This window comes from Agrococcus beijingensis (genome assembly GCF_030758955.1).
In the GTDB taxonomy this organism is placed as follows: Bacteria; Actinomycetota; Actinomycetes; order Actinomycetales; family Microbacteriaceae; genus Agrococcus; species Agrococcus beijingensis.
On the sequence record NZ_CP132360.1, the window covers coordinates 2,445,940 to 2,468,148 of the forward strand.

19 protein-coding genes and 1 pseudogene are annotated in these 22,209 nt (G+C 69.8%); 10 read left to right on the forward strand and 10 right to left on the reverse strand.

Annotated elements, in window-relative coordinates:
• On the forward strand, positions 1 to 1,074 hold the full coding sequence (gene ychF, locus Q9250_RS11925; RefSeq protein WP_306232100.1) for a redox-regulated ATPase YchF: 1,074 nt from the start codon (positions 1 to 3) through the stop codon (positions 1,072 to 1,074).
• 144 nt (positions 1,075 to 1,218) lie between these two features.
• Here the strand turns inward: ychF and Q9250_RS11930 are convergent, their stop codons facing one another.
• The 8 genes and pseudogenes from Q9250_RS11930 to Q9250_RS11965 all read right to left on the reverse strand — a co-directional run bounded on the left by Q9250_RS11930 (position 1,219) and on the right by Q9250_RS11965 (position 9,375).
• Positions 1,219 to 2,520, reverse strand: coding sequence for an SAVED domain-containing protein (locus tag Q9250_RS11930; RefSeq protein WP_306232101.1), 1,302 nt, complete (start codon positions 2,518 to 2,520; stop codon positions 1,219 to 1,221).
• Positions 2,517 to 3,077, reverse strand: a complete 561-nt coding sequence (locus Q9250_RS11935; RefSeq protein WP_306232102.1) for a Mov34/MPN/PAD-1 family protein — start codon at positions 3,075 to 3,077, stop codon at positions 2,517 to 2,519. Before Q9250_RS11935 ends, Q9250_RS11930 begins: the two co-directional genes overlap by 4 nt.
• Positions 3,074 to 4,384, reverse strand: a complete 1,311-nt coding sequence (locus Q9250_RS11940; RefSeq protein ID WP_306232103.1) for a HesA/MoeB/ThiF family protein — start codon at positions 4,382 to 4,384, stop codon at positions 3,074 to 3,076. The genes Q9250_RS11935 and Q9250_RS11940 overlap by 4 nt, the downstream gene beginning before the upstream one ends.
• Complete coding sequence (locus tag Q9250_RS11945) at positions 4,371 to 4,733, reverse strand: ubiquitin-conjugating enzyme family protein (RefSeq protein WP_306232104.1); 363 nt, start codon at positions 4,731 to 4,733, stop codon at positions 4,371 to 4,373. Before Q9250_RS11945 ends, Q9250_RS11940 begins: the two co-directional genes overlap by 14 nt.
• Positions 4,734 to 4,957: 224 nt before the next feature.
• Positions 4,958 to 5,911, reverse strand: a complete 954-nt coding sequence (locus tag Q9250_RS11950) for a nucleotidyltransferase domain-containing protein (protein ID WP_306232105.1) — start codon at positions 5,909 to 5,911, stop codon at positions 4,958 to 4,960.
• A 188-nt stretch (positions 5,912 to 6,099) separates the two neighbouring features.
• Positions 6,100 to 7,056: pseudogene (locus Q9250_RS11955) on the reverse strand (IS481 family transposase).
• Between the two features lie 149 nt (positions 7,057 to 7,205).
• Complete coding sequence (locus Q9250_RS11960; protein WP_306232106.1) at positions 7,206 to 8,621, reverse strand: tyrosine-protein kinase domain-containing protein; 1,416 nt, start codon at positions 8,619 to 8,621, stop codon at positions 7,206 to 7,208.
• Between the two features lie 82 nt (positions 8,622 to 8,703).
• Positions 8,704 to 9,375 (reverse strand): arsenate reductase/protein-tyrosine-phosphatase family protein, encoded by a 672-nt coding sequence (locus Q9250_RS11965; protein WP_306232107.1) that lies wholly within the window; start codon positions 9,373 to 9,375, stop codon positions 8,704 to 8,706.
• 124 nt (positions 9,376 to 9,499) lie between these two features.
• Here Q9250_RS11965 and Q9250_RS11970 point away from each other — a divergent pair, with 124 nt between their 5' ends.
• The 7 genes from Q9250_RS11970 to Q9250_RS12000 all read left to right on the forward strand — a co-directional run bounded on the left by Q9250_RS11970 (position 9,500) and on the right by Q9250_RS12000 (position 17,115).
• Entirely contained in the window at positions 9,500 to 10,486 is a 987-nt protein-coding gene (locus Q9250_RS11970; RefSeq protein WP_306232108.1) for a hypothetical protein, read from the forward strand.
• A 43-nt stretch (positions 10,487 to 10,529) separates the two neighbouring features.
• Positions 10,530 to 11,123, forward strand: coding sequence for an NADPH-dependent FMN reductase (locus Q9250_RS11975; protein ID WP_306232109.1), 594 nt, complete (start codon positions 10,530 to 10,532; stop codon positions 11,121 to 11,123).
• A 195-nt stretch (positions 11,124 to 11,318) separates the two neighbouring features.
• Complete coding sequence (locus Q9250_RS11980) at positions 11,319 to 12,662, forward strand: O-antigen ligase family protein (protein WP_306232110.1); 1,344 nt, start codon at positions 11,319 to 11,321, stop codon at positions 12,660 to 12,662.
• Positions 12,663 to 12,715: 53 nt separating this feature from the next.
• Complete coding sequence (locus tag Q9250_RS11985) at positions 12,716 to 13,825, forward strand: glycosyltransferase family 4 protein (RefSeq protein ID WP_306232111.1); 1,110 nt, start codon at positions 12,716 to 12,718, stop codon at positions 13,823 to 13,825.
• A 118-nt stretch (positions 13,826 to 13,943) separates the two neighbouring features.
• Positions 13,944 to 14,936, forward strand: a complete 993-nt coding sequence (locus tag Q9250_RS11990; protein WP_306232112.1) for a GDP-mannose 4,6-dehydratase — start codon at positions 13,944 to 13,946, stop codon at positions 14,934 to 14,936.
• Positions 14,933 to 15,847 (forward strand): NAD-dependent epimerase/dehydratase family protein, encoded by a 915-nt coding sequence (locus Q9250_RS11995; RefSeq protein ID WP_306232113.1) that lies wholly within the window; start codon positions 14,933 to 14,935, stop codon positions 15,845 to 15,847. The genes Q9250_RS11990 and Q9250_RS11995 overlap by 4 nt, the downstream gene beginning before the upstream one ends.
• A complete protein-coding gene (locus Q9250_RS12000; RefSeq protein WP_306232114.1) occupies positions 15,844 to 17,115 on the forward strand; it encodes a glycosyltransferase in 1,272 nt (423 codons plus the stop codon). The genes Q9250_RS11995 and Q9250_RS12000 overlap by 4 nt, the downstream gene beginning before the upstream one ends.
• Here the strand turns inward: Q9250_RS12000 and Q9250_RS12005 are convergent.
• Positions 17,053 to 18,102, reverse strand: a complete 1,050-nt coding sequence (locus Q9250_RS12005) for a glycosyltransferase family 4 protein (protein ID WP_306232115.1) — start codon at positions 18,100 to 18,102, stop codon at positions 17,053 to 17,055. The two genes, Q9250_RS12000 and Q9250_RS12005, sit on opposite strands and share 63 nt — an antisense overlap.
• A gap of 75 nt (positions 18,103 to 18,177) precedes the next feature.
• Between Q9250_RS12005 and Q9250_RS12010 the strand changes: the two genes are divergently transcribed.
• Both Q9250_RS12010 and Q9250_RS12015 read left to right on the forward strand, forming a co-directional pair.
• Positions 18,178 to 19,329: a glycosyltransferase gene (locus Q9250_RS12010; protein WP_306232116.1), complete on the forward strand. Its 1,152-nt coding sequence runs from the start codon at positions 18,178 to 18,180 to the stop codon at positions 19,327 to 19,329.
• Positions 19,326 to 20,639, forward strand: coding sequence for an oligosaccharide flippase family protein (locus tag Q9250_RS12015; RefSeq protein WP_306232117.1), 1,314 nt, complete (start codon positions 19,326 to 19,328; stop codon positions 20,637 to 20,639). Before Q9250_RS12010 ends, Q9250_RS12015 begins: the two co-directional genes overlap by 4 nt.
• Positions 20,640 to 20,699: 60 nt before the next feature.
• Here the strand turns inward: Q9250_RS12015 and Q9250_RS12020 are convergent, their stop codons facing one another.
• Entirely contained in the window at positions 20,700 to 22,151 is a 1,452-nt protein-coding gene (locus Q9250_RS12020; RefSeq protein ID WP_306232118.1) for a tyrosine-protein kinase domain-containing protein, read from the reverse strand.
• Positions 22,152 to 22,209 lie beyond the last annotated feature (58 nt).

Genomic DNA, 22,209 nt, shown 5'->3' on the forward strand with positions numbered 1-22,209 from the left:
GTGGCACTCACGATCGGCATCGTCGGACTCCCCAATGTGGGCAAGTCGACCCTCTTCAACGCTCTCACCAAGAACACCGTGCTCGCGGCGAACTACCCGTTCGCCACGATCGAGCCGAACATCGGGGTGGTCGAGCTGCCGGACGAGCGGCTGACGCGGCTCGCCGAGATCCACGGCTCGCAGCGCATCCTGCCTGCGGCGCTGTCGTTCGTCGACATCGCCGGCATCGTGAAGGGCGCGAGCGAGGGCGAGGGCCTGGGCAACAAGTTCCTCGCGAACATCCGCGAGGCCGACGCGATCGCGCAGGTCGTGCGCGGCTTCTCCGACGGCGACGTCGTGCACGTCGAGGGCGCGGTCGATCCCGCCTCCGACATGGAGACGATCAACACCGAGCTGATGCTCGCCGACCTGCAGACGCTCGAGAAGGCCATTCCGCGCCTCGAGAAGGAGGTCAAGGGCAAGAAGGTCGACGCTGCGGTGCTCGCGGCCGCCGTCGAGGCGAACGAGATCCTGAACTCGGGCCGCACGCTCTCGCAGGCCGGCTTCGACACGACGCCGATCCGCGAGCTCGGGCTGCTCACCGCCAAGCCGGTGCTCTTCGTCTTCAACGTCGACGAGGCGGTGCTGTCGGATGCGTCGAAGAAGGCTGAGCTGGCGGCGCTCGTCGCGCCCGCCAAGGCCGTGTTCCTCGACGCTCAGGTGGAGTCGGAGCTCGTCGACCTCGATCCCGAGGAGGCGCTCGAGCTGCTGCAGTCGCTCGGCCAGGAGGAGTCGGGGCTGCACCAGCTCGCCCGCATCGGCTTCGAGACCCTCGGGCTGCAGACCTACCTGACCGCCGGCCCCAAGGAGTCGCGCGCCTGGACGATCCGCAAGGGCTGGACCGCCCCGCAAGCGGCCGGCGTCATCCACACCGACTTCGAGCGCGGTTTCATCAAGGCCGAGGTCGTCTCCTTCGAGGATCTGGACGCCCACGGTTCGATGGCCGACGCGAAGGCCGCTGGTCGGGTGCGCATCGAGGGCAAGGACTACGTGATGGCGGACGGCGACGTGGTGGAGTTCCGCTTCAACGTGTGAACGGCGGCAGAACTCGGCTAGATTTCAGTGATCCAGGGGCCCGCCTCGCTGCCAGGTCCGCGCACAGTCCGCAGGATCTCGTTGCCGCAATCGGTGATCCGGCTTGTAGCAGTACCGGCGTGCAGTCGATCGTCGTGAGTCGTGCTAAACCTCTGTCAGGAGCACTCGCTGAATCACGCCGCTGGTTGCTGAAGCTCGGACCTGCAGGGTTCCTACGTAGCGGGGTCGCCGATCGCGATCGCCTTCTACCGGCGAATCGGACCATTCGTAGACGACACAGCGCAAGGTATTGGAGAGTCTCCCGAGGAGGACAGCCATTGGGAAAGGGCAGCGCAACAGTACGTGCACCTCGGCGTTCGAATGTTCGTACGATAGCTGACGAACCAGGGCAGCGACTTCCGCTGCAAGCTCGCTTGCCTCGGACGGGTCCAGCGGGCCAGTCCTAACGGTGCCGACGTGGAGCCACGCGTCAAGATGCGCAGCGTAATCCTCGAGGAAGCGATCATAGGCGGCGTCGCTGCGAATCTCGAGGAGATCGACGTAGACGGCAACTGACGGTGCGGCGTCTCCTGTGTGCGGCCCTCCCGCACCTTTCGCGAGCACCCGAACTCTGGCCGGTTCGGAGCGCGCCGCCACTGTGCCCCCAGTCCACGTCGCACCGTCGCTACCTTGAACTTCAAGCGCGCCGATGCGCGTCGAGGGCAGAGCGGCGCCGAGGGCGAAGGCGACTGAAAGATGTCCGCCCCCTCGGATCCGGACCGTCGAGGCGTTCGCTCGGGTCGCAGCATCAGGTAGGAATGCGATCGTGTCTTTCAGGTCGCGCAGTCCCGAGGCGCTGGGCAGTCGCTCATGAGTTGAAGGCCTCAGGCGAATCTCAAGGTCAGCGCCCGACCTGTCATAAACCTGCGCAGCGTTGCGTGTCTGGATGTTGATTTCCAACCGCCGCCGAGCGTTGGCCCGGCGGTCGCGAATCAACGCGAGGCGTTGCCAAACGATCGCACGCGCAAACCGGACCAAGTCATCGCGATCGGTGCCGCGCTGATCGACGCCGCGAAGGCTGCCTGCCGCCGGTTGCAGTAGCCGATCGGGTGCGCCGTAGTCCACCGTGCCGCCCGGCTCTGTCACGTCGTTGACGATGCCCAGGCTGAAGCTGGCGTCTGCTTCGTGGACGCGGAGCAGACGAGGAACCTCGACCTCCTTGACCACCCGGCTGTTCGCGATGTCTTCAGTCACTATGATCACTGCCCCGGAGATGCCAGCATCAATTGCCTGCTCAAGCCGAGCGGTCGTGTCACCCGGCGGCAGATCGTCGCGGTCGCGCCATACCGGAATCCCAGCAGCCCGGAGCAGCCCCACGAGCGCCGTTGCTATCGCCGAGCCGTCGCTGTGTCGATACGAGATGAAGAGTGGGGCGACGGGATCGAATGTCGCCGCATCTCTCGTCACCGGTGCTCCTCTGCGCCTGGTCGCCTTGTGGATTCACGCCCGAGCAAGCTGTCGGGAGGGGCTGTGGACTGTGCATTTCGCCGGTCCTTCCCGTGACGAATCGACAGCTGCCAGAAGCGATCGCGTTCGACCAGCCAGGCCGTTACAACGATGCCGCGAGAGAGGTCCAACCCGACAATGACCGAGACGAAGCGATCAAATGATAGGTCGGGATCCTTCAGGTGACGCAGATAGGAGCCCAAGTCCACGTCGCTGGGGGTCAGAGGCCCAAACGGGTGCGTGTGCCACTCGCCGATCCACTGACTGCAATCATGCGCCCAGGCGGCGTCTGCGAGCCGCCGCGCATAGTCCAGGTCACGCAGGAAGTTGTAGCGCTCTCGCTGCGCTCTCGGGCCAGGCTCACCCGCGTGGCGTATCGCGATGTGCTTGCCCGAGTCGGCGCCTAGGAGGATTCCTCCGGTCTCAAGCCCGTCGGCGGATCGTTCCGATTCGCTCACAATCGTCTGCAGAGCCCCGACTGATATCCAGATGGAGCGAGTGCCGGGGCGGGTCGTCACGGGGGTGAACATGTTGGACATGTCGGTCGGGGGCTCGGAATTGTTGACCATCGAATCTCCCCGGCGAACGACACGTCGAACGGGGGCGCTAGGTCACCCGCCGGCCGCAGTCCGATGATCGCGTGCTCGCCAGGAAGGCGCTGCGTGTGATCGCCGTGACGCGACTCGAGCACAGTCGCGACCGCCACCTTCGCCGCCAGCGTTCCGATGAGGCGCAGGTCGGGTGGCACGGCTGACATCGGTTGATGTGTACTGCCGGTCCCGTAGCCGAGCTCTTGATCAGCCTCAGCGTCCATCGCTCCCTCGTTCGCTAGTGCCGCTCGCATGCAGAGCAGGCAGCCGAAGCGTGGCGTAGGTCGGAGCCGTAGTAGTTCGCCCACGGCTCCGTGCTCGAGCACACAGGCAAGTACCGAGGGAACCCCAGCGCGGCGAGCGAGATGGCTCACAACTCGGCGAGGCGCGATACCGTCCGCCGCGCAGATCACGACGTCAGCCTCTTTGAAGAGCTGGCGGACGGTGTGAGCGTCCTCCACCACGTCCTCTCGATGTGGATGAACGGTCGTGTGGGGCCACCTTTCGCGCAGGTGCTCGCGCATAGCGTCGACTTTGAAGCGCCCAACGCTCTCTTTCGCGAGGCTATGGCGAATCATGTTGTGCCAAAGGAAGCGGTCCGGATCAACAAGGTCGATAGTGCCCATGCCAACACTTGCAAGCGCCTCAGCGGCTGCGCTTCCGATGCTGCCGCACCCAACGAGTAGCACCCGAATTGTCGACATTCGCTCGACCGGCCACGTCGCGGCCAATTGCTCGATCCCGAAGCACTCAGGTTCTATTTGAAGAGGAAGCGGCCGAACTCCTGTCCGTTCGATCGTCCACCCTGCGAATTCTGGGCAGCCGAGATCACGAAGCTCGGGTGGAAGTTGCGGGTCGTGAGTAATGAGGAAGCCGCGCTTGTTGCCCGGATCGCGCACCCCGGCCACTAGGTCGCGGAAGACATCGATCGGGATGGCCGCAAGTGGGCGGCGTGCAAGAAGCAGGTGCTGAAGATGAAGCGATGTCGCATCGCCCGGCTCAGGCGCCCTCAACCACTGTCCGTCGAAACTGGCATTCACCCCGTTGAGCGCTAAATAGTCGCGGGACGGCAGAGTGGAGGACCGGATATCGTGGCCGATCTCTACGGCTGCAACCACGAAAATCTCGTCCGCTTGTGAAAATTGAAGAACCAGTGTGCCGCCCGAGAGCGACGAGCCCGCGATCTTGTGAATCGCCTCGCCGGGGACGAAGATGCAGGTTTCACTCGACGACATCGTCGTGCGTCTCTCCGTCGCCCGCATTGCCCGCGCTCGCTGCGGTGATGAGTTCGTCGCGCGAGGTGTCGGAGACGAGGCCTCGAATCGACATGGCGGAGACAAGCCCGGCCTTCATTAGCGCATACTCGACACGCCAGCCAGACGCCTTGATCAGAAGCTCGGTGATGCTGGCTTCGGGCTGCCAGTCGCCGTCGCTCTGCAACAGGCATAGGTATCCGTTGGGTGCGACATGCCAAGCCGTTTGCGATTGCTCCTCGAGCGTAGGCTCTGGCGTCAGAGGTTCGATGGCTGGTGGCACCATCGGGTACGCGGCCGGGTAGGTCACGCGAACTTCGAACTCATGCACGCCTGGGAGCTCGTCCAGCGCCTCGGGCGCTGGACGATCGAATGGCCATGTCGGCAAGCTTCCAATCCACCCGCCGTGCGGGGCGTCAGGCGAACCAGGTGCTAGGAACTTCAAACCCGGCGCGAAGGCGGCAACTTCTTCCCGATCGCGGGCAAGGCGGCGGGGCTCGCAATCAGTCCACAGCGCCGCTGGCGCCCTGCCATGTACCTGGCCCCTAGTCGCGGTCATCCTTGCGGCGTGTCCTTCACCGGTCGCGGGACGGCGGTAGGCTTCACTGTGGAGCCGCGCCCAACTGCCGGGAAGTCGGCGCCGAAAACCTTGCCCCAGTGCGCGATGGCGGCAGCGGTATCGTTGCTCACCTGAGCTTGGATTGCCTTTGCGGCGTCATCTCGAGCCGCTTGCAAGGCTCCGGCGAACGCGGCGTAGTCGAGTTTGGATTGAATCGGTCCGCACAGCCCAGCTGGATCCTCGACGACGCTGCCACCGTCCATCGCGAAGGCCGCGCTCACGAAAAACTGCTTGAGCGCGGCAGGGCGCGAGGCGTCAGTTGGCAAGTGATCGAGCGCCAGCACCTCCATGACGAGCGACTTGACGTCGAAGGGCTGCTGCGCGGCCCAGGACTTCAGCATCCGCACGGTCCCGGCGAACTTTCTCCATGTGGCATGCCGATGTGCGACCTGCGCGATGAGAAATTCAGGGTCGCATGCGATCCAATCCTCGGAAACAGCCTCAGGAACCAACAGTCGGCCGTCGCGGCGTAGCGCCGGCATCGCGTCAACAGTGAACGCGTCCGGGTCTTCCGGCTCATCCAAGAAGCACTTCACCGCGTGATTTCGCCATCGCGCGAGCCGAACCTCCTGCGCGAACGTGCCCTCGGCGGAGCCCAGCAACCCATGCACCCGCTCGCGGGTGTGGTTGAGCGCCGCCGCCGCTGACTCGCCCGGGTGACCCCAGTCCGGATGATGAGACCCGTCGAAGACGATGATGACGTCGACGTCATGAATCGGGTCCTTCTGAGTCCCGCGCGCCAGAGAGCCCGACGCGATGATCTCGTCGACGTCGGTCTCGGACGAAAACGCGTCGCGGAAGAGATCTCGTCGCTCGCGCGCTTCTCGCACCGCGCCGGGGTCGGCATTCACGGCCTGCTGGAACTCTTCAAACGCGTCGTCGACGTTCATTGCCTCTCCTCACTTGTCAGCGTGAGGGTAACCGTAGCGACAACCACTGACAGCGGACGCTGGAACGACCGCGTCTCTCCAAGTTCGACTTCTGCTCGGTGGCTGGCTGGTTGTCTCGCGCAACCGATGAAGATCGCCGCTCAGCGCTGGGTCAAGTCCCAAGTAGTGGTGTAGCGGTGGTCCTTCGTTCAGGTCAGCCGCAGGGCACTAATCTGACACGATCCAGGTCCGATTGCGGTTTGGATGCGTTCAGTGTTGTAGCGCTGGAGCCAGGGGCAAGAGCGGCTGCGCGTTCGGCGTTGGAGGTGAACGGCCGACGGTAGGCCCATTCAGTCTGCAGTGTGCGGTTGAAGCGCTCGACCTTGCCGTTCTGCCAGGGGCAGTGGGGGCGGATGAAGACCTGCTTCGCGCCGAGTTCGGCGATGACGGCGTGGAGCGAGAACCGGTAGGCGAAGGCGTTGTCGGTCATCAGCCGCTCGATGCGGTCGATGCCGCAGCTGGCGAATGCGGTCGCAGGGCGGAAGAAACCGGCGCAGGTGGCGCCCTTCTCGTCAGCCAGCACCTCGGAGTAGGCCAGCCGCGAGTGGTCGTCGATGAGCGAGTGGACGTGGTCGTAGCCGGGCGGTTGCGGTCGCGGTTGTCGGCCTGGCCCCGGCCATGCATGCGCCAGCCGCCGCCGTAGGGGATGCGGCCGAGCTTCTTGACGTCCATGTGGACCAGTTCCCGGGCCGCTCGCGCTCGTAACGGACCGCGGTCTGCTTCGAGGAGCGGATGGCGTGCCCGGTCATCGAATCCAGCTGCGCCAGCGCGGGAGCGCCGCGGCGCGCGAGCACCCTCGAGACGGTCCGCGGCGCGACGGTCACGAGCTCGGCGATCCGGTGGCGGCCTAGCCGCTGCTCGATGCGCCACCGCACGATCTCCAGCTCGATCCCCTCCGGCGTGCGGGTCGGGGACGAGCGCGGCCGGGAGGAGCGGTCCTGCAGACCCTCGCTGCCGTGCTCGTCGAACACCTCGATCCAATGCGAGACGCACTTGCGGGAGCAGCCCATCGCCTTGGCGATATACGATTTCGGCCAGCCAGCGCGGTGGCGGGCGATGACGAGCTCCCTCGCCTTCGGCGTCCGGCGCGCATTAGCGTGAGACACGAGGACCTCCATTGGTCGGTGAAGCGTGAACAACTCCACTCAACCCGCTGGGGTCCTCCTCGCGCCACCATCCGTGCCACCAAGGTCATGGCCGGGTACAACCAGAGGGGCGGTCGACGCGAAGTCGGACCGCCCCCCTTCACGTGGATCTATCGCGTACCAGCGACAGGAAACCTCGACTTGGTCTTCTGCTTCTTCTTCGCCTCCGCGTAGCCGTAGTGGCCATAGCCGTAGTGGCCGTAGCCGTAGGCATCTGCGCCTCGCGTGGGCACCATCGTCAGCACAACGCCGCCGACCTGCTTGTCGACGGTTTCGAGCAACTGGACAGCGCTCTCGAGCTGATTTCGCGTGGCCTTGCCGGCCGAGGCGACCAGGATCACTGCCTCCACATGCTTCGACAGCACTGCGGCGTCCGTCACGGGCAGCAACGGCGGAGCGTCGAAGAGGATCCAGTCGAACTCACCCTGCAGATCCCTGATCAGGGTCGACATCGCCTTCGACCCGAGCAGTTCGGACGGGTTGGGCGGGATCTGGCCAGCGGGCAGCACGTAGAGCGACTTGTTGCCCCACTGCTGCACAGCGTCGACCAGGTCGGCCCGACCGATCAGCACGTCGGTCAGGCCGACACCGCCATCGAGATTCATGTACTCGGCGACCTTGGGCTTGCGAAGATCGGCGTCGACCAGAATGACGGTCTGGCCGGCATCGGCGAGCGCAAGGGCAAGGTTGGCAGTCGTTGTGCTCTTGCCTTCGCCCGGCATCGACGATGTGACGACGAACGTGCGCGACCCGTCGTCGACCTCGATGAACTGCAAGTTGGTGCGAAGCGTGCGGAACGACTCGGATCGCGGGCTTTGCGGGTCGGCATGCACGATCAGCGGTCGCTGCTTTGCGTTCGGATCGAAGTTGATCGACCCGAGCATCGGCGCATCTGTCACTGCGCGAATGTCCCGCTCGCTGCGGATGCGGGTGTCCAAGACCTCGCGCAGCAAAGCGAACCCGGCTGCGAGCGCGAGCCCGATGATGCCGCCGAGCGCGATGTTGACCATCGTGCGGGGGCTCACCGGCGAGGTCGGAACCGTTGCCTCCTCGACGACCGCCAACTGCACCGGGCTGCCGAGGTCGGGGCGAGATTCGATCTCGTCCACCGTGATGGAGAGGCTCGCGGCAGCAGCATCCGCGAGCGCTGCTGCCTCGGCCGGATCATTGCTCGTGGCAGTGATCTCGATGATGGTGGTCTCGGGCACAGTCGCCGCGCTGATGCGAGCGTCAAGTTCGCCACGCGGGACGTCAATCTGCAGCGCCGCGATGACCCCGTCGAGCACGCGCTGCGAGTCGACCAGGTTCGCGTAGGTCGCGACACGGGAAAGCGTGAAGGTATTGCCCTGGGCGAGTTCGGCCGTCGTGTCACCCGACTGCAGCGAGACGAAGACCTGCGTCGATGCCGAGTAGACAGGTTTCTGCACTAATGATGCGATCGCGCCGACGCCGACCCCGACGAGCGTTGCGGCCACCAGCAGCACCCAGTACTTCCTGATGATGCGGATGTAATCCGAAAGCTCCAACGACTTCTCCCCTAGTGCGTGACTGGGCGCGACGAGATGCGGCGCACGCCCTAGTCATCCTCTCACAGCAAGGTTTCGAGTCTCAGTGGGGCGATCCATAGGCGAGCGCTCGCAGACTCGACGCGATGCGCTCGACGTGCCGCTCGACGTCGTCGGCGGAGCGCCGATAGACCTCGGTGTCCAACCGATACGGGTCTTCAACATCGAGCTCGAGCGGATCCTCGGGCACCGGCATCAGGCCGCGGGCGGTCATGGCGCTAGCCACGACGCGGCGCATGAAGGCCGCGAAGCCGTCGTCGCCGAGCGGCGCGATCTCGTGCTCCACTTCGCGGTTCGCGAGCGCCTCGACGATGCGCGCGAACTCCACCAGCGTGAAGACCCGACGGTTGGCCTTCGGCACGAGGCTCGCCGCCGCCGCACGGTGCTCGCGAGCCATGCCGAGGATGAGGTCGGCGTCGCCCACATGGCGCTCGATGATGCGTCGAGCGCGGTGGTCGGCCACGTCGACGATGCCGAGGCGCACGGCTTCGGCAGATGCGTGCTTGTCCATCACGTCGCCGTCGCGCGCCTTCGTGCCGGCGCTCGTCACCTCGAGCGCGGGGATGGTCGTGCGGTCGAAAGCGGCAGGGATGCGCGAGCGGAGCAGCTGCTCGGCCTGCGGCGAGCGGCACAGGTTGCCCGAGCACACCGTGAGGATGTGGAAGACGCTGTCGGTCCTCACAGGCTCCGAAGACTTCTGGCTGGGGAGCGGCATGCCTTCACACTATCGACGGCGCCACGAACGGTCTCGTGCTTGTCTGGCCTGCTCGGCAATCTTCCGCGCCGCTCCGGGTACCCTGGCAGGCGATCCATCTCCAATCACGGAAGGTAGCGACGCTATGCCGTTCGAAGGCAACCGTGGGCTGGCCTACATCGGGCTCGGCGTCGCTGCGCTCTTCGCCGTCGGCTCCGTCGTCGCCGTCAACGTGGTGTCGCAGCAGCGGGAGAGCCAGGCCTCCAACCTCGGCACCTCGAGCAGCGACCTCGAGCAGCGCTACTCCGTCGCCGCCCGCGAGATCGACGCGTGGTCGACGCAGAACCAGCAGGCCCTGTGCGAGCTCGACGGTCGCATCGTCACCGCCGTCGACCTGGAGCAGCGCCTCGACGTCGCGCTCGACGACGCCGCCGCGGTCGCCGGCGCGTGGCTCATCATCAACCCCGCTCCGCGCGAAGCCTTCGAAGCCGAGCGCGTCGCTGCGATCGAGACGTTCGCCGCCGAATTCACGACCGCCGCCGACGCCGCCGTCGCCGAGCAGTACGCGGGCGCCGACGACGTCGTCGCCGCCTGCCTCGCCCAGCCGCGGGAGAGCGTGCCGCCACTCACCGGCGCGCCGACCCAGGCAGACGTCGAAGCGCTCGAGGCGCGCGCCGCGGGGCTCGGCGAGGCATCCGACCTCGATGTCACCCGGCTCGACGCGCTCAACAGCGCGGTGGTCGGCTTCGCGCCCGCCGTGCTCACCGCCGCTGACGCACGGGTGAACGTCAACCGTCTCGCCGCCACGCAGGACGTGCTCGACGTGACCGCCGAGGCACTGCGTGCCACCACCGGTCCCGCCGAGACGCTCGTCACGCTCGAGGCGCTCGCCGCGCACGCGCAGGCATCGCTCGTGACGCAGGGCGACATCGCGGCGGAGGAGACGACCGAGGAGCCGGAGCCGGAGCCTGCGCCCGCGCCTCGCCCCCGGCCAGCCCCAGCTCCCGCTCCGGCTCCAGCACCGACGTCGGCCCCGACCACCGAGCCGGCGCCCGAGCCGCAGCCCACCGAGCCGGCCAACCCGGGCAACGGCAACGGCGGCGACTCCCCCATCGACCCGCTGGTGCCGTAGGACTCCCCTCGACGCAGCGCCGCGGTCGGTGCATGCTGGCCGCATGGCTGACACCTACCAGCACGAACCCCCGTACACCGTCGGCGTCATCGTCGGCAGCACCGCCGCGTCGTCGATCAACCGACGGCTCGCCAAGGCGCTCATCAAGCTCGCGCCCGAAGACCTGCAGTGCTCGTTCATCGAGATCGACCAGCTCGGGCTCTACGACCGCGACCTCGACGCCAGCTACCCGCCAGAGGCGCTCGCCTTCAAGGAGGCGATCTCGTCGAGCGACGCGATCCTGTTCGTCACGCCCGAGTACAACCGGTCGATCCCCGGCGCCCTCAAGAACGCCATCGACTGGGCCTCGCGGCCCTACGGGCAGAACGCGCTGTCGCGCAAGCCCGTCGGCATGGCGGGCACCTCGCCCGGCGGCATCGGCACCGCGGTCGCCCAGCAGCACCTGAAGGCGATCATGTCGTTCTGCAACGCGCCGCTGATGAACGACGTCGAGGTCTACGTGCAGTACCAGGAGGGCATGGTCGACGACAACGACGACGTCACCATCGACTCGACCAAGGAGTTTCTCACCGACTTCATGCAGCGCTACGACGACTTCGTGCGGCGCGTGCTGACGGTGGTGCCGCAGAACCGCTGAGGGCGTGCCGACCAGTTCGGCGGGCGGCGGGGCGCCTGCGCGGCCGCGCGCGTGCGCTACGGTGCACGCAAGCAGCCTCGCAGAGGGACCCTGATGCATCTGAAGCGCTCCTCGAGCCCCGCGCCGATGCCGCGCGTGCCCGGTCGCTGCGGCGCCCGCCGCCCGTCGTCGACGCAGGTGGGCTGAGGGGCCGCCGTGAGCGCGCTTCCCGCCGAGAGCAAGTGGGCGCCCGCCGTCGCCCCCAAGCGCGGGCTGTGGCAGGGCGCCGACCGCCATGTGCTGCTCGCCGTCACCGTGATCGCCCTGCCGTTCTCGTACATCCCCCTCGAGCTCGTGCCCGGCCGCGTCAGCGTCACCATCGTGGTCTTCGCGCTCGTCGTGCTCACGGGCATCCGCTACCGCGTGCTGCGGCAACGGCCGGGCGCGCTCGAGACGGTGACGCTGCTGCTGTCGGCGTACATCTTCATCAGGCTCACCGCGGTGACCGCGCTGCAGGCCGACGTGATCGACTGGCAGGAGGCCCTCAGCGCCACGCTCGCCCCGCTCGGCGGCGTCATCCTCTATCGCGTCGCGCGGCGCGACGACCTGAAGGAACCGTGCCTGCGGGCGCTGCGGTGGATGTTCGTCATGCTCACCGCCATCGCGCTCTACCAGGCGGTGGTCGGCCTGGCATTCCTGCAGAGCCGCGGCTACACCGAGGGCTTCTACTACTTCACCTTCGCGGGCACCTACCGGCCCTTCGGCACCTTCCTCTCCCCCACCGTCTTCGGCGCGTTCCTCGCCATCGTGGGGGCGGCGCTCGTCTGCATGGCGCCCACCATCAGGGGCGCGCTGCTGTGGTTCGCGATCGCGCTCGCGCCGATCCTGCTGACCGAGACCCGCGCGGCATGGATCTCGTTCGGCATCGCCGTCGTGGTCGGCTGGCTGCTGCGCACCCGCGCCCGACCGGTGCACCTGACGCTCGGACTCGCCGCCATCACCTGGGCGATCGCCTTCGTCGTCTGGTTGGCGCCGGGAGCCGTCGACTTCCTGCTCTCCCGCCTCGCGACGCTCTCCGACTCCGGCCTCACGTCGAACGCCGCCCGCGTCAACCTGTGGCAGGGCACGCTCGAGACGACGCTCGCAGAGTCGCCGCTGGTCGGCTTCCCCACCGGCGACTTCTCGCAGGTGGTGGGCACCGTGGCCGGCGCCTACGCCGACTACGGCCACGCGCACAGCAACTACCTGCAGGTGCTCTTCCTCTACGGGCTCATCGGGCTGGCGCTCTTCGCCGGCATCCTGGTGCTCGCGACGGTCGGGGCGCTGCGCACGGCATCGACCACGCGCAGCCCGTGGGCCTACGGCGGCGTCGCCGCGATCGTGGCCTTCCTGATCGACTCGTCGTTCGAGACGAGCTGGACGAGCTTCTCGATCGTCGCCGTCCTCTACCTGCTGCTGGGGCTCGGGCAGGTCGCCGGGGTCGATCGCGGCCTTCCCTCCAGCCCCGCCGCGCTCACCGTGCCGAAGCCCTCGCTCGCGCCCTCGGGCCCGACCGCATGAGCCGGCGGCGAGGCAGCAGCACAGCCTCCGACCTCGAGGGGCGGGATGTGCGGGTGCTGCTGATCACGCCGGAGTACCCACCGTCGGTGGGCGGCATCCAGAGCCTGCTGCACGAGATCACCACGGCCATGCCGCGGGCCTCGGTGAAGGTGATGACCCCGGATGCGCCTGGTGGCGCCGCGTTCGATGCCGGCGCCGGGGTGCGCACGGACCGGGTGCGCGTCGTCGGCTCGAGCTCGATCGTGCGCAACCTCGTCTTCAACGCCCGCGGGCTGACGCGGCTGCACGACGGGCGGCCCGACGTCGTGCTGAACGGGCACGTCGTCACCGCACCGCTCGCCTGGGCCTTCGCGCGCCGGCACCGGGTGCCGCTCGTCACCTACGGCTACGGCAAGGAGATCCAGGGCCGCCCCGGGCTCGCCCGCTGGGCGCTGCGCCGCGGCGCCGCCGCGATCGCCATCAGCGAGTTCACGCGCGGGCTGCTGCTCGAGACGGTGCGGGGCGGTCGGCACGCGCCCGTGCACGTCGTGCACCCGGGCGTGCACGTGCCGGCGTCGGTGCCCGCGCGCGCCGACGACGGCCCCTTCACGCTGATCACGGTCGGCCGACTGCGCGATTGGTACAAGGGGCACGACATCGTGCTCGAAGCGTTGCCCCGGGTGCTCGAGCGACTGCCGGGGGCTCGCTGGGTCGTGCTCGGCGACGGGCGCCGCCGGGCCGCGCTCGAGGAGCGCGCCGCCAAGCTCGGGGTCGCGCACGCGGTGCGCTTCCTCGGCGCCGTCTCCGACGCCGACAAGCAGGCGTGGCTGCAGCAGGCCGACGTCTTCGTGATGCCCGCGCGCTACCCCAAGGGCGAGGTGGCCGGGGAGGGCTTCGCGATCGTCTACCTCGAGGCCGCCGCCTGGGGCGTGCCCTCGATCGCCGGCGATGTGGGCGGGCCGCGCGAGGCGGTCGTCGACGGCGTCACCGGCCTGCTCGTCGATCCGGAGTCGGCCGAGCAGGTCGCCGACGCCATCCTCGCGCTCGGTCTCGACCCGGCGCGCGCCCGTGAGCTGGGTGCGCAGGCCCGTGAGCGAGCCGAGCGCGACTTCACCTGGCCGCACGTGGCCGCACAACTTGAGGCAATCCTGCGCGCGGTCTGCGAACGGTCAGCCCGGTCGTAGCGGAGCCACAGGTCGGCTCACGGTCTGCTCAGGACGGCCCGCCGCGATAAAAGCCGGGAGTACTGTCCACAGCAATCGCCTCGGCGATGCTCGCAGTCACGAACCGATTGGCCAGGCAATGCGCGCACTCATCACAGGCATCACCGGACAGGACGGCGGGCACCTCGCCGAGCTGCTCCACAGCAAGGGCTACCAGGTCTTCGGGTTGATCCGAGGCCAGAACAACGCTCGCCGACAGCAGTTCGAGACCGAGTTCCCCTACGTCGAGCTCATCGAGGGCGACGTCACCGACCCGTCATCGCTCGTGCAGGCGGTCGAGCAGGCGCAGCCCGACGAGCTCTACAACCTCGCCGCGATCAGCCACGTCGGCTACTCGTTCAAGAACCCCTCGCTGACCGCCGACGTCACCGGCAAGGGCGTGCTCAACGTGCTCGAGGCCGTGCGCATGGCGCACATGGGCGACCGCATCAAGGTCTATCAGGCGTCGACCTCAGAGATGTTCGGCGGGCTCGACTACAACCGGCCCGGCCGCGGCTACAACGAGCAGTCGCTCTTCCACCCGCGCAGCCCCTACGGCGCGGCCAAGCTCTACGGCCACTGGATGGCCCGCAACTACCGCGAGAGCTACGGCATGTACGTCACCTGCGGGATCCTCTTCAACCACGAGGGCGAGCGCCGCGGCGCCGAGTTCGTGACGCGGAAGATCACCAAGGCCGTCGCCCACATCAAGGCGGGTCTGCAGGATCACCTCGAGCTCGGCGACCTGTGGCCGAAGCGCGACTGGGGCTACGCCGGCGACTACGTTCGTGGCATGTGGCAGATGATGCAGCATCCCGAGCCCGACGACTTCGTGCTCGCCTCAGGCGAGACCCGCTCGGTGCAGCAATTTCTCGAGAGCGCGTTCGAGCACGTCGGCATCGACGACTGGCGGCCCTTCGTGCGGCAGAACCCGGCCCTGCTGCGCCCGGCGCAGGTCGACATCCTGCTCGGCGACCCGGCCAAGGCCGAGGACCAGTTGGGCTGGTCGCGCGAGATCGACTTCACCGGGCTCGTGCAGCGGATGGTCGACCACGACCTGAAGCTGGCCGCGGTGGCGGTGGCCGCTCGATGACCCTGCGGCTGGCGATCACCGGCGTCGACGGGTTCGTCGGGCGGCACGTCGCCCAGATCGCCGCCGAGCGCGGCCATCACGTCGTCGGGGTCACGCGCTCCGCCGACGCGACGGTCGCCGGCGTCGCCGAGCTGGTCGAGGCCGACCTCACCGAGCAGTGGCCGCGCACCCCGCCCGTCGACGCGATCGTGCACCTCGCCGGCCTCGCCGCCGTCGGGCCCTCGTTCGACGAGCCGGTGCGCTACATCGTCGAGAACGCCGCGATGACCGCGCACCTGTGCGAGGCGCTGCTGCGCCACGACGAGCCGGCGCGCGTGGTGGCCGCCAGCACCGGCGCGATCTACGCACCATCTGACGAACCGATCGACGAGACGGCGACGCTCGCCTACGCATCCCCCTACGCCGTCAGCAAGGGCACCGTCGAGCACCTGCTGTCGTACTACCGCGGGCGCGGGCTCGACACCGTCGTCGCGCGGCCCTTCAACCACATCGGCGCTGGCCAGAGCCCCGGCTTCCTGGTGCCCGACCTGCTCGAGCACCTCGACGGCCTCGGCGACGAGGAGCCGCTGCCCGCCGGCAACCTCGACGCCGAGCGCGACTACACCGACGTGCGCGACGTCGCGACCGCCTACCTGCTGCTCGCCGAGGCGCCCGTGCTCGCCCACGACGTCTACAACGTCGCCTCGGGCCGTGCCCGCAGCGGCCACGAGGTGCTCGCGGCGATCTGCGCCGCCCTCGGCCGGTCGGTGCCCGAGCTCGGCACCGGCGAGCTGCGGCCCCTCGACATGCCGCGGGTCGTCGGCGACGCCACGCGCCTGCGCGACGAGCTCGACTGGGCCCCCGCCCACGACTTCGCCGACTCGATCGCCGCCGCGGTCTCGGCGCACGCGGGAGTGCGCCCCTCGGCATGAACCGCGTCGCGCACGTCGACCACACCGTCGAGCCGGGCGGGGCGGAGATCGCGCTGCGGCGCCTGCTCGAGGCCGAGCACGGCTGGCAGGGCACGGTGTTCGTGCCGCCGTCGGCTGCGGGCCTGGGCGAGTACGCGTCACTCGGGGCCACGCTTGCACCCGGGGCTGTGCAGGTTGTGCAGGTCTTGGGCGTGCCCCAGCGCGCCGGCGCCACGACCGCCTCGGCCCGCGCGCGGCTCGCGATGCTGGCCGCCGGCATCGCGCAGGCGGCCGCGCTGCGCCGCTCGCCGGCGTTCCGCCGCAGCGACATCGTGCACGCCAACACCAGCCGCGCCGCGCTCATCGGGCTGCTCGCGACCGTCGGCTCGCGCCGTCGCCTCGTGGTGCACCTGCGGGATGCGGTCGATGCGGCCGCGCTCGGATCCGTCGCCGTGCGCGCCCTGCGTCTGGCACTGCGGCGCGCCGACGGCGTGATCGCGAACTCCCGCTTCACCCTCGAGTCGGCACGCCCCTGGATCCGCGACGGCGCGACCGTGGCGGTCATCCCCTCGCCTACCGGCTTCGACGGCAGCCGCCCGCCTGCCCCGCCACGGGACGCGGTGCGCACGGTCGGCATCCTCGGCCGCCTGGCACCCTGGAAGGGCCAGGCGCAGCTGCTCCGCGCCTTCGCCGAGGCGTTCCCCGACGGCGACGTGCGGCTGCAGCTCGCCGGCTCCGCCGCCTTCGGCGAGGAGGCCTACGAGCGGCAGTTGACGAGCCTCGCCGCCGAGCTGGGCATCGCCGACCGCGTCGACCTCTTGGGCCAGGTGCGCGACATCTGGCCGCTGCTCGACGAGTGGGATGTCTGCGTGCACGCCTCGACCCGGCCCGAGCCGCTCGGGCAGAGCGTGCTGCAGTACCTGGCGGCGGCGCGACCGACGATCGCGGCACGCGCCGGTGGGCCGCTCGAGTGGATCGACGACGGCCAGACGGGCCTCCTCACCGCGATGGGCGACGTCGGCGAGCTGGCCGGAGCGCTGCGGCGCCTCGCCGACGAGCCCGCGCTGCGGCAGCAGCTGCACGGCAACCTCGTGCAGCAGCGGCCCGTGCGGCCGGATGCCGAGATCGCCCGCGCGCACGCCGAGCTCTTCGCCGCGGTGGCCGGACCGCGAGCTCAGCAGGAGCCTCCAGCGCCGCAGACGCCGTCGCCGAGCGCGACGCCGGCCTCAGGCCCGGCTGCGCGCGCGCTCGACGGCGTCGGCGTAGAACGCGACGAGTCGCTCCGGTGAGCCCTCTCGCAGCACCTCCTCGATCAGCGCGCGCGACGCCTGCAGCTCGGCCTCGGAGAGCTGCGGCCCCGCCTCGATGCGCGTGCGCAGGGCCGCCGTGAACGCCGCGCCGGTCGCCAGGTCGAGCGGCAGCGGGCCCGACGCCAGCGATCGCAGGTACTCGGAGCCCGGGTTCGGGTGCGCGACGACCGGCAGCCCGTGGTCGAGCCCCTCGAGCACCGGGATGCCGAACCCCTCGTACGCCGACGGCGACACCAGCGCCCAGGCACGGCCCAGCAGCGCCGCCACCTCGTGGTCAGCGAGGCCGGCCCGGTGCTGCACCCACGGCTGCCACGCATCCGCATCGTCCTTCGGGCCCACCACGATCAGGTCGATCTCGCGGCCCTCGGCGCGCAGCGCCTCGACGGCGGCCTGCGCGACGTGCCCCTGCTTGCGGCCGCCGAAGCTGCCGATGAAGACGACCGACGGCGTCGCGCTCGGCTCGCGCGGCACCGGCGGCACGCCGAAGTACGGCGGCAGCACCGCATCGCAACCCATCAGCTCGACCGACTCGGGCGCGATGCCGAGCTTCACCGTGGCGCGGCCCGCCGACCGCCGCTCGAGCAGCGCGAGCACGTAGTGGTTGAGCCTCCGCAGCCCCCGCGACGTGCGGGCCTCGCCCAGCGACGAGCCGTAGAAGGTGCGCACGAGCGGCACCTCGGCGGGCAGCAGCACGTCATCGCCGTGCGAGTGCACGACGTCGGCGGCGAGTCCGCGCACGGCGCGCGAGGCGCGGATGGCCGAGCCGTAGTAGCGGCCGACGCGGCCCCGCGGAGCGGGCAGCGTGACGAGCCTGACGCCCTCCATCGGCACCGCGCCCTCGAAGCAGATGACCGTCAGGTCGACCAGCGCTCGGGTGCGCTCGGCGAGGCGCTGCACGTAGCGGCCGACGCCGCCCGAATGCATGCCCACCCGAGGCCACTCGAGGGCGATCCAGGTGACGCGCATCCGCTCTCCTCCCCGCTCTCCTCCCGGCACCGCCGCGGCTATCGGCAACCCCACCCGTACCCTACGATCTCGAATGTGTCCCGGCGACCACTGGTGATCGCGCACGACTACCTGACGCAGCGCGGCGGAGCAGAGAAGGTGGTGCTCGCCCTCACCCGCGGGTTCCCGGATGCGCCGGTGCAGACGACGCTGTACGCGCCGGCCGACACCTACCCCGAGTTCGCCGACGTCGAGGTGCGCACGACCGGGCTGAACCGCTGGCGGTGGCTGCGGCACCATCACCGCTTCGCGCTGCCGCTGCTCGCCCGCTCGGTCTCGCGCACGACCATCGACGCCGACGTCACGCTCGTCAGCTCGAGCGCATGGGCGCACGGGTTCCGCACCACCGGGCGCAAGATCGTCTACTGCTACTCGCCCGCCCGCTGGCTCTACCAGCCCGAGCGCTACCTCGGGAAGCGGCCGGCGCTCGCGCAGCGGGCGCTGCTGCGGCTGCTCGGGCCGGGCCTGCGCCGCTGGGATCGGCGGCAGGCACGGGGGGCGGATGCGTACATCGCCATCTCGGGCGCGGTGCAGCAGCGGATCCGCGACGCGTACGGCATCGAGGCGGAGGTCGTGCACGCGCCGCACTCCTACAGCGCCTCTGGTGAGCAGCAGCGGCCTGGCGGGTTGCCTGGCTCGCTCGCCGAGGGCGGCTTCGCGCTCTGCATCTCGCGGCTGCTGCCCTACAAGAACGTCGACGCCGTGGTCGACGCCTTCCGGGAGCTCGGTCGGCCGCTCGTGGTGGTGGGCTCCGGGCCCGAGGAGGCGTCGCTGCGCGCGCGAGCATCGGGCGACATCACCTTCCTGCAGCGGCTCTCCGACGCCGAGATGCGCTGGCTCTACGCGCGCTGCGACGCCGTGATCGCGGCGAGCTACGAGGACTTCGGGCTCACCCCGATCGAGGCGGCGGTCTTCGGCAAGCCGGCCGTCGCGCTGCGCTGGGGCGGGTTCCTCGACACGATCGTCGAGGGCGTCACCGGCACCTACTTCGACGAGCCGACGCCCGCCGCGATCGCCCCGGCCGTGCGGCAGAGCGGCTCGCGTGCATGGGATGCCGACGCGATCCGCGCGCACGCCGAGACCTTCTCGGAGGCGACCTTCCTGCGGCGGATCTCGGGGGTCATCGCGCGGGTGACCGGCTCGGCGCCTGGCTCTGCGGGTGCGGGGCCCTCTGGGGGTCTGCGGTGAAGCAGGTCGCGTCGGTGCCCGACCGCGCGCGCCGGCTGCTGGGCCGCGGCCGGCCGGTGGTCGCAGTCGCGAGCGTCACCTACGTGGGCCTGGCGCTCAGCGTGCTCTCGGCGCCGATGCTCGCTACCGCGCTCGGTGCGAGCGGTCGCGGCCAGCTGGCCGCGGCCTTCGCCGTGATCCAGGTGCTCGGCTTCGTCGCCTTCCTCGGCCTCCCCCGCGGCGTCGCCGTGCAGGATCACCGCGAGGCGGCGGCCTCCCGTGGCGCCGTCACCCTGATCGGCGTGATCGGCCTGCTGTCGGCATCCGCCTGCTTCCTCGCCGCCGACCAGCTCGCCGGCGGCGACCCATGGGTGGCGGGGGCGATCCGCCTCTCGAGCGTCGTGCTCGCGCTCGCGGGGCTCTACCAGATCGGCGTCGAGCGGCTGCTGCTCACCTCGCAGCTCGCCACCTACAACCTCAGCCGCATCTGCAACGTGGTGCTGCCGTCGCTCGGCTACATCGTCGCCTTCCTCGCCGGCGCGCTGACGCTCGAGCTGGCCTTCGCCATCACCCTCACAGGGCAGCTGCTCGCCTCGATCGTGGGCGTCGTGAGCTCGATCGGGGTGCTGCGGCGCAGCGCCGGCAAGCGACCGCCGTGGCGCTTCAGCCTCTCGATGTGGTCGTCGACCGTCGTCGACGGCGTCGCCTGGCGCATGGACCAGGTGCTGCTCGCCATGCTCGCCACCTCGGCGACCCTCGGCGTCTACGCGGTCGCCTCGACCATCGCGAGCGCCTCCGGCGGCCTCACGCAGGCGCTGAACGCCGTGCTCTACGGGCGCTTCGCCGCCACCGCCGACGACGGGCATGCGGGCGGCGCTGGAGACGGCACTGCCGGCGACGGCACTGGGGGCCGCGGCGGCACCAGCGCCATGCGGCGCAGCCGCGCGGTCGCCCTGCTGTCGTCGGTGCTCGCCTCCGCGGCGATGATCACCGCGATGGCGCTCTGGCACGAAGCGCTGCTCGGCCCCACCTTCGACGGGCTCATGACGCCGCTCATCGTGCTGTGCATCGCGCAGGCGCTCAACGACCAGTGGCAGCTGCAGGTCTACCGGCAGTCGGCCGACCAGGCGTCGGTGGGCCTCACCGCGCCCTCCTGGATCGGGCTCGCCGCCTTCGCGCTCGTGGCGGCCGTCGTCGCCGCGCTCGACCGCCTCGACGCCGACACGATGGCGCTCGCGGTGCTGGCCGGCGCGGTGGTGCGCATCGCGCTGCGGCTGCTCGTCACCGCGCGGCACCGGCGGGCTGCCGTGCCGAACGCGACCGTCGGCTGAGCGGGCGTCGACGCGGGGCCTCACGCAGGCCCCGACGCCCGGGGGCGCTGCCTTCGGAGATCAGCGGTTCGCGCGCCTGCGCTTGCTGCGTCGACTGCCGCGCGACTCGCGCTTGGTCGGGGCGGGCGGCTCGACGACCTCCTCGACGACCGGCGCGGGGCGGTGCTCCCCGCCGTAGGCGTACGCGACGTACCGGTACGCATCCGACCCGTCAGACCTCGCCATCGTCATGATGATGCCGCCCAGCGACGAGCCGACCGTCTCGAGGATCTCGAGCGAGCGGCGCAGCTGCGGCGCGTTCACCCGGTCGGCGGCGGCCACCAGCAGCACCTCGGCGCCGTGCTGCGCGAGCACGGCCGCATCGGTCACCGGCAGCAGCGGCGGCGCGTCGAGCACCACCCAGTCGAACTCGGCGCGCAGCTCCTCGAGCAGCGTGTGCATCGCGCGCGAGCCGAGCAGCTCGCTCGGGTTCGGCGGCACCGGACCCGCGGGGAGCACGAACAGCCCCGACCCCCTGAAGTCCTGCACCGCATCCGCCAGTGCAGCCCTGTCGATGAGCAGGTCGGTGAGGCCCACGGCCCCCTCGAGCCCCATGTACTCGGCCAGCTTGGGCTTGCGCAGGTCGGCGTCGACGAGCAGCACCGACTGGCCCGAGTCGGCGATCGCGAGCGCCAGGTTGGCCGAGGTGGTCGTCTTGCCCTCACCGGGGATCGATGAGGTCATCACGAACAGCCGGCTGTCGCCGTCGACCTCGACGAAGTTGAGGTTGGTGCGCAGGGTGCGGAACACCTCGGCCTGCGGACTGAGCGGCTCGGCGTGCACCACCAGCGGGCGCGTGCGCGTCTTGGCGTCGAACTGCACCGAGGCGAGCAGCGGCGCCGACGTGACCGCCTTGATGTCGCGCTCCGAGCGGATGCGGGTGTCGATCAGGTCGCGGGCGACGATGAACGCCAGCGCCGCGACGATCATCAGCAGGCCGCCGAGCAGCGCCTGCAGCAGCGGCCGCGGGCTCTCGGGCTCGGCAGGCACCGACGCGCTCACGATCGTGGCCAGGCGCACCGGGCTCGAAGCGCCGTCGGACTCGAGGTCGGAGACCGCCTCGGCCAGCGCCGCCGCCGTCGCGTTGGCGAGATCGGCGGCGAACTGCGCCTGGTCGCTCGTCGCCGCGATCTCGAGGATCGCCGTGTTCGCCACCGGCGCCGCCTCGACCTGCTCGATCAGGTCGCGCGCCGCCAGGTCGAGCTCGAGCTCGTCGACGACCCGCTCGAGCACCTCCTCGCTGCTCGCCAGCCGCGCGTAGGTGTTGACCCGCGAGAGCGTGAAGGCGTTGCCCTGCACGAGATCCGAGCTGGTGTCGGCCGCCTGCGTCGAGATGAAGACCTCGGTGGATGCGCGGTACTCGGGAGTCTGGACGGCCGCGAGCCCGAGGCCTGCCGCGACGCCGAGGATCGCGGCCACCACCACGATCGCCCAGTGCTTGCGCAGCAGCCGCACGTACTCAAGAAAGCCCAACGCTGTTCCTCTCAAGCGCCCCGACGGCTGAACCGGTGTTCCGCGCCGCGCGGTTCCC

Excerpts from the sequence above, each read along its gene's own strand:
- Q9250_RS11970 (WP_306232108.1), top strand. The coding sequence starts at position 9,500 with ATGCCGTTCGAAGGCAACCGTGGGCTGGCCTACATCGGGCTCGGCGTC.
- Q9250_RS11975 (WP_306232109.1), top strand. The coding sequence starts at position 10,530 with ATGGCTGACACCTACCAGCACGAACCCCCGTACACCGTCGGCGTCATC.
- Q9250_RS11950 (WP_306232105.1), bottom strand. The coding sequence starts at position 5,911 with ATGAACGTCGACGACGCGTTTGAAGAGTTCCAGCAGGCCGTGAATGCC.
- Q9250_RS11995 (WP_306232113.1), top strand. The coding sequence starts at position 14,933 with ATGACCCTGCGGCTGGCGATCACCGGCGTCGACGGGTTCGTCGGGCGG.
- Q9250_RS12000 (WP_306232114.1), top strand. The coding sequence starts at position 15,844 with ATGAACCGCGTCGCGCACGTCGACCACACCGTCGAGCCGGGCGGGGCG.
- Q9250_RS12005 (WP_306232115.1), bottom strand. The coding sequence starts at position 18,102 with ATGCGCGTCACCTGGATCGCCCTCGAGTGGCCTCGGGTGGGCATGCAT.
- Q9250_RS11940 (WP_306232103.1), bottom strand. The coding sequence starts at position 4,384 with ATGTCGTCGAGTGAAACCTGCATCTTCGTCCCCGGCGAGGCGATTCAC.
- Q9250_RS11990 (WP_306232112.1), top strand. The coding sequence starts at position 13,944 with ATGCGCGCACTCATCACAGGCATCACCGGACAGGACGGCGGGCACCTC.
- Q9250_RS11965 (WP_306232107.1), bottom strand. The coding sequence starts at position 9,375 with ATGCCGCTCCCCAGCCAGAAGTCTTCGGAGCCTGTGAGGACCGACAGC.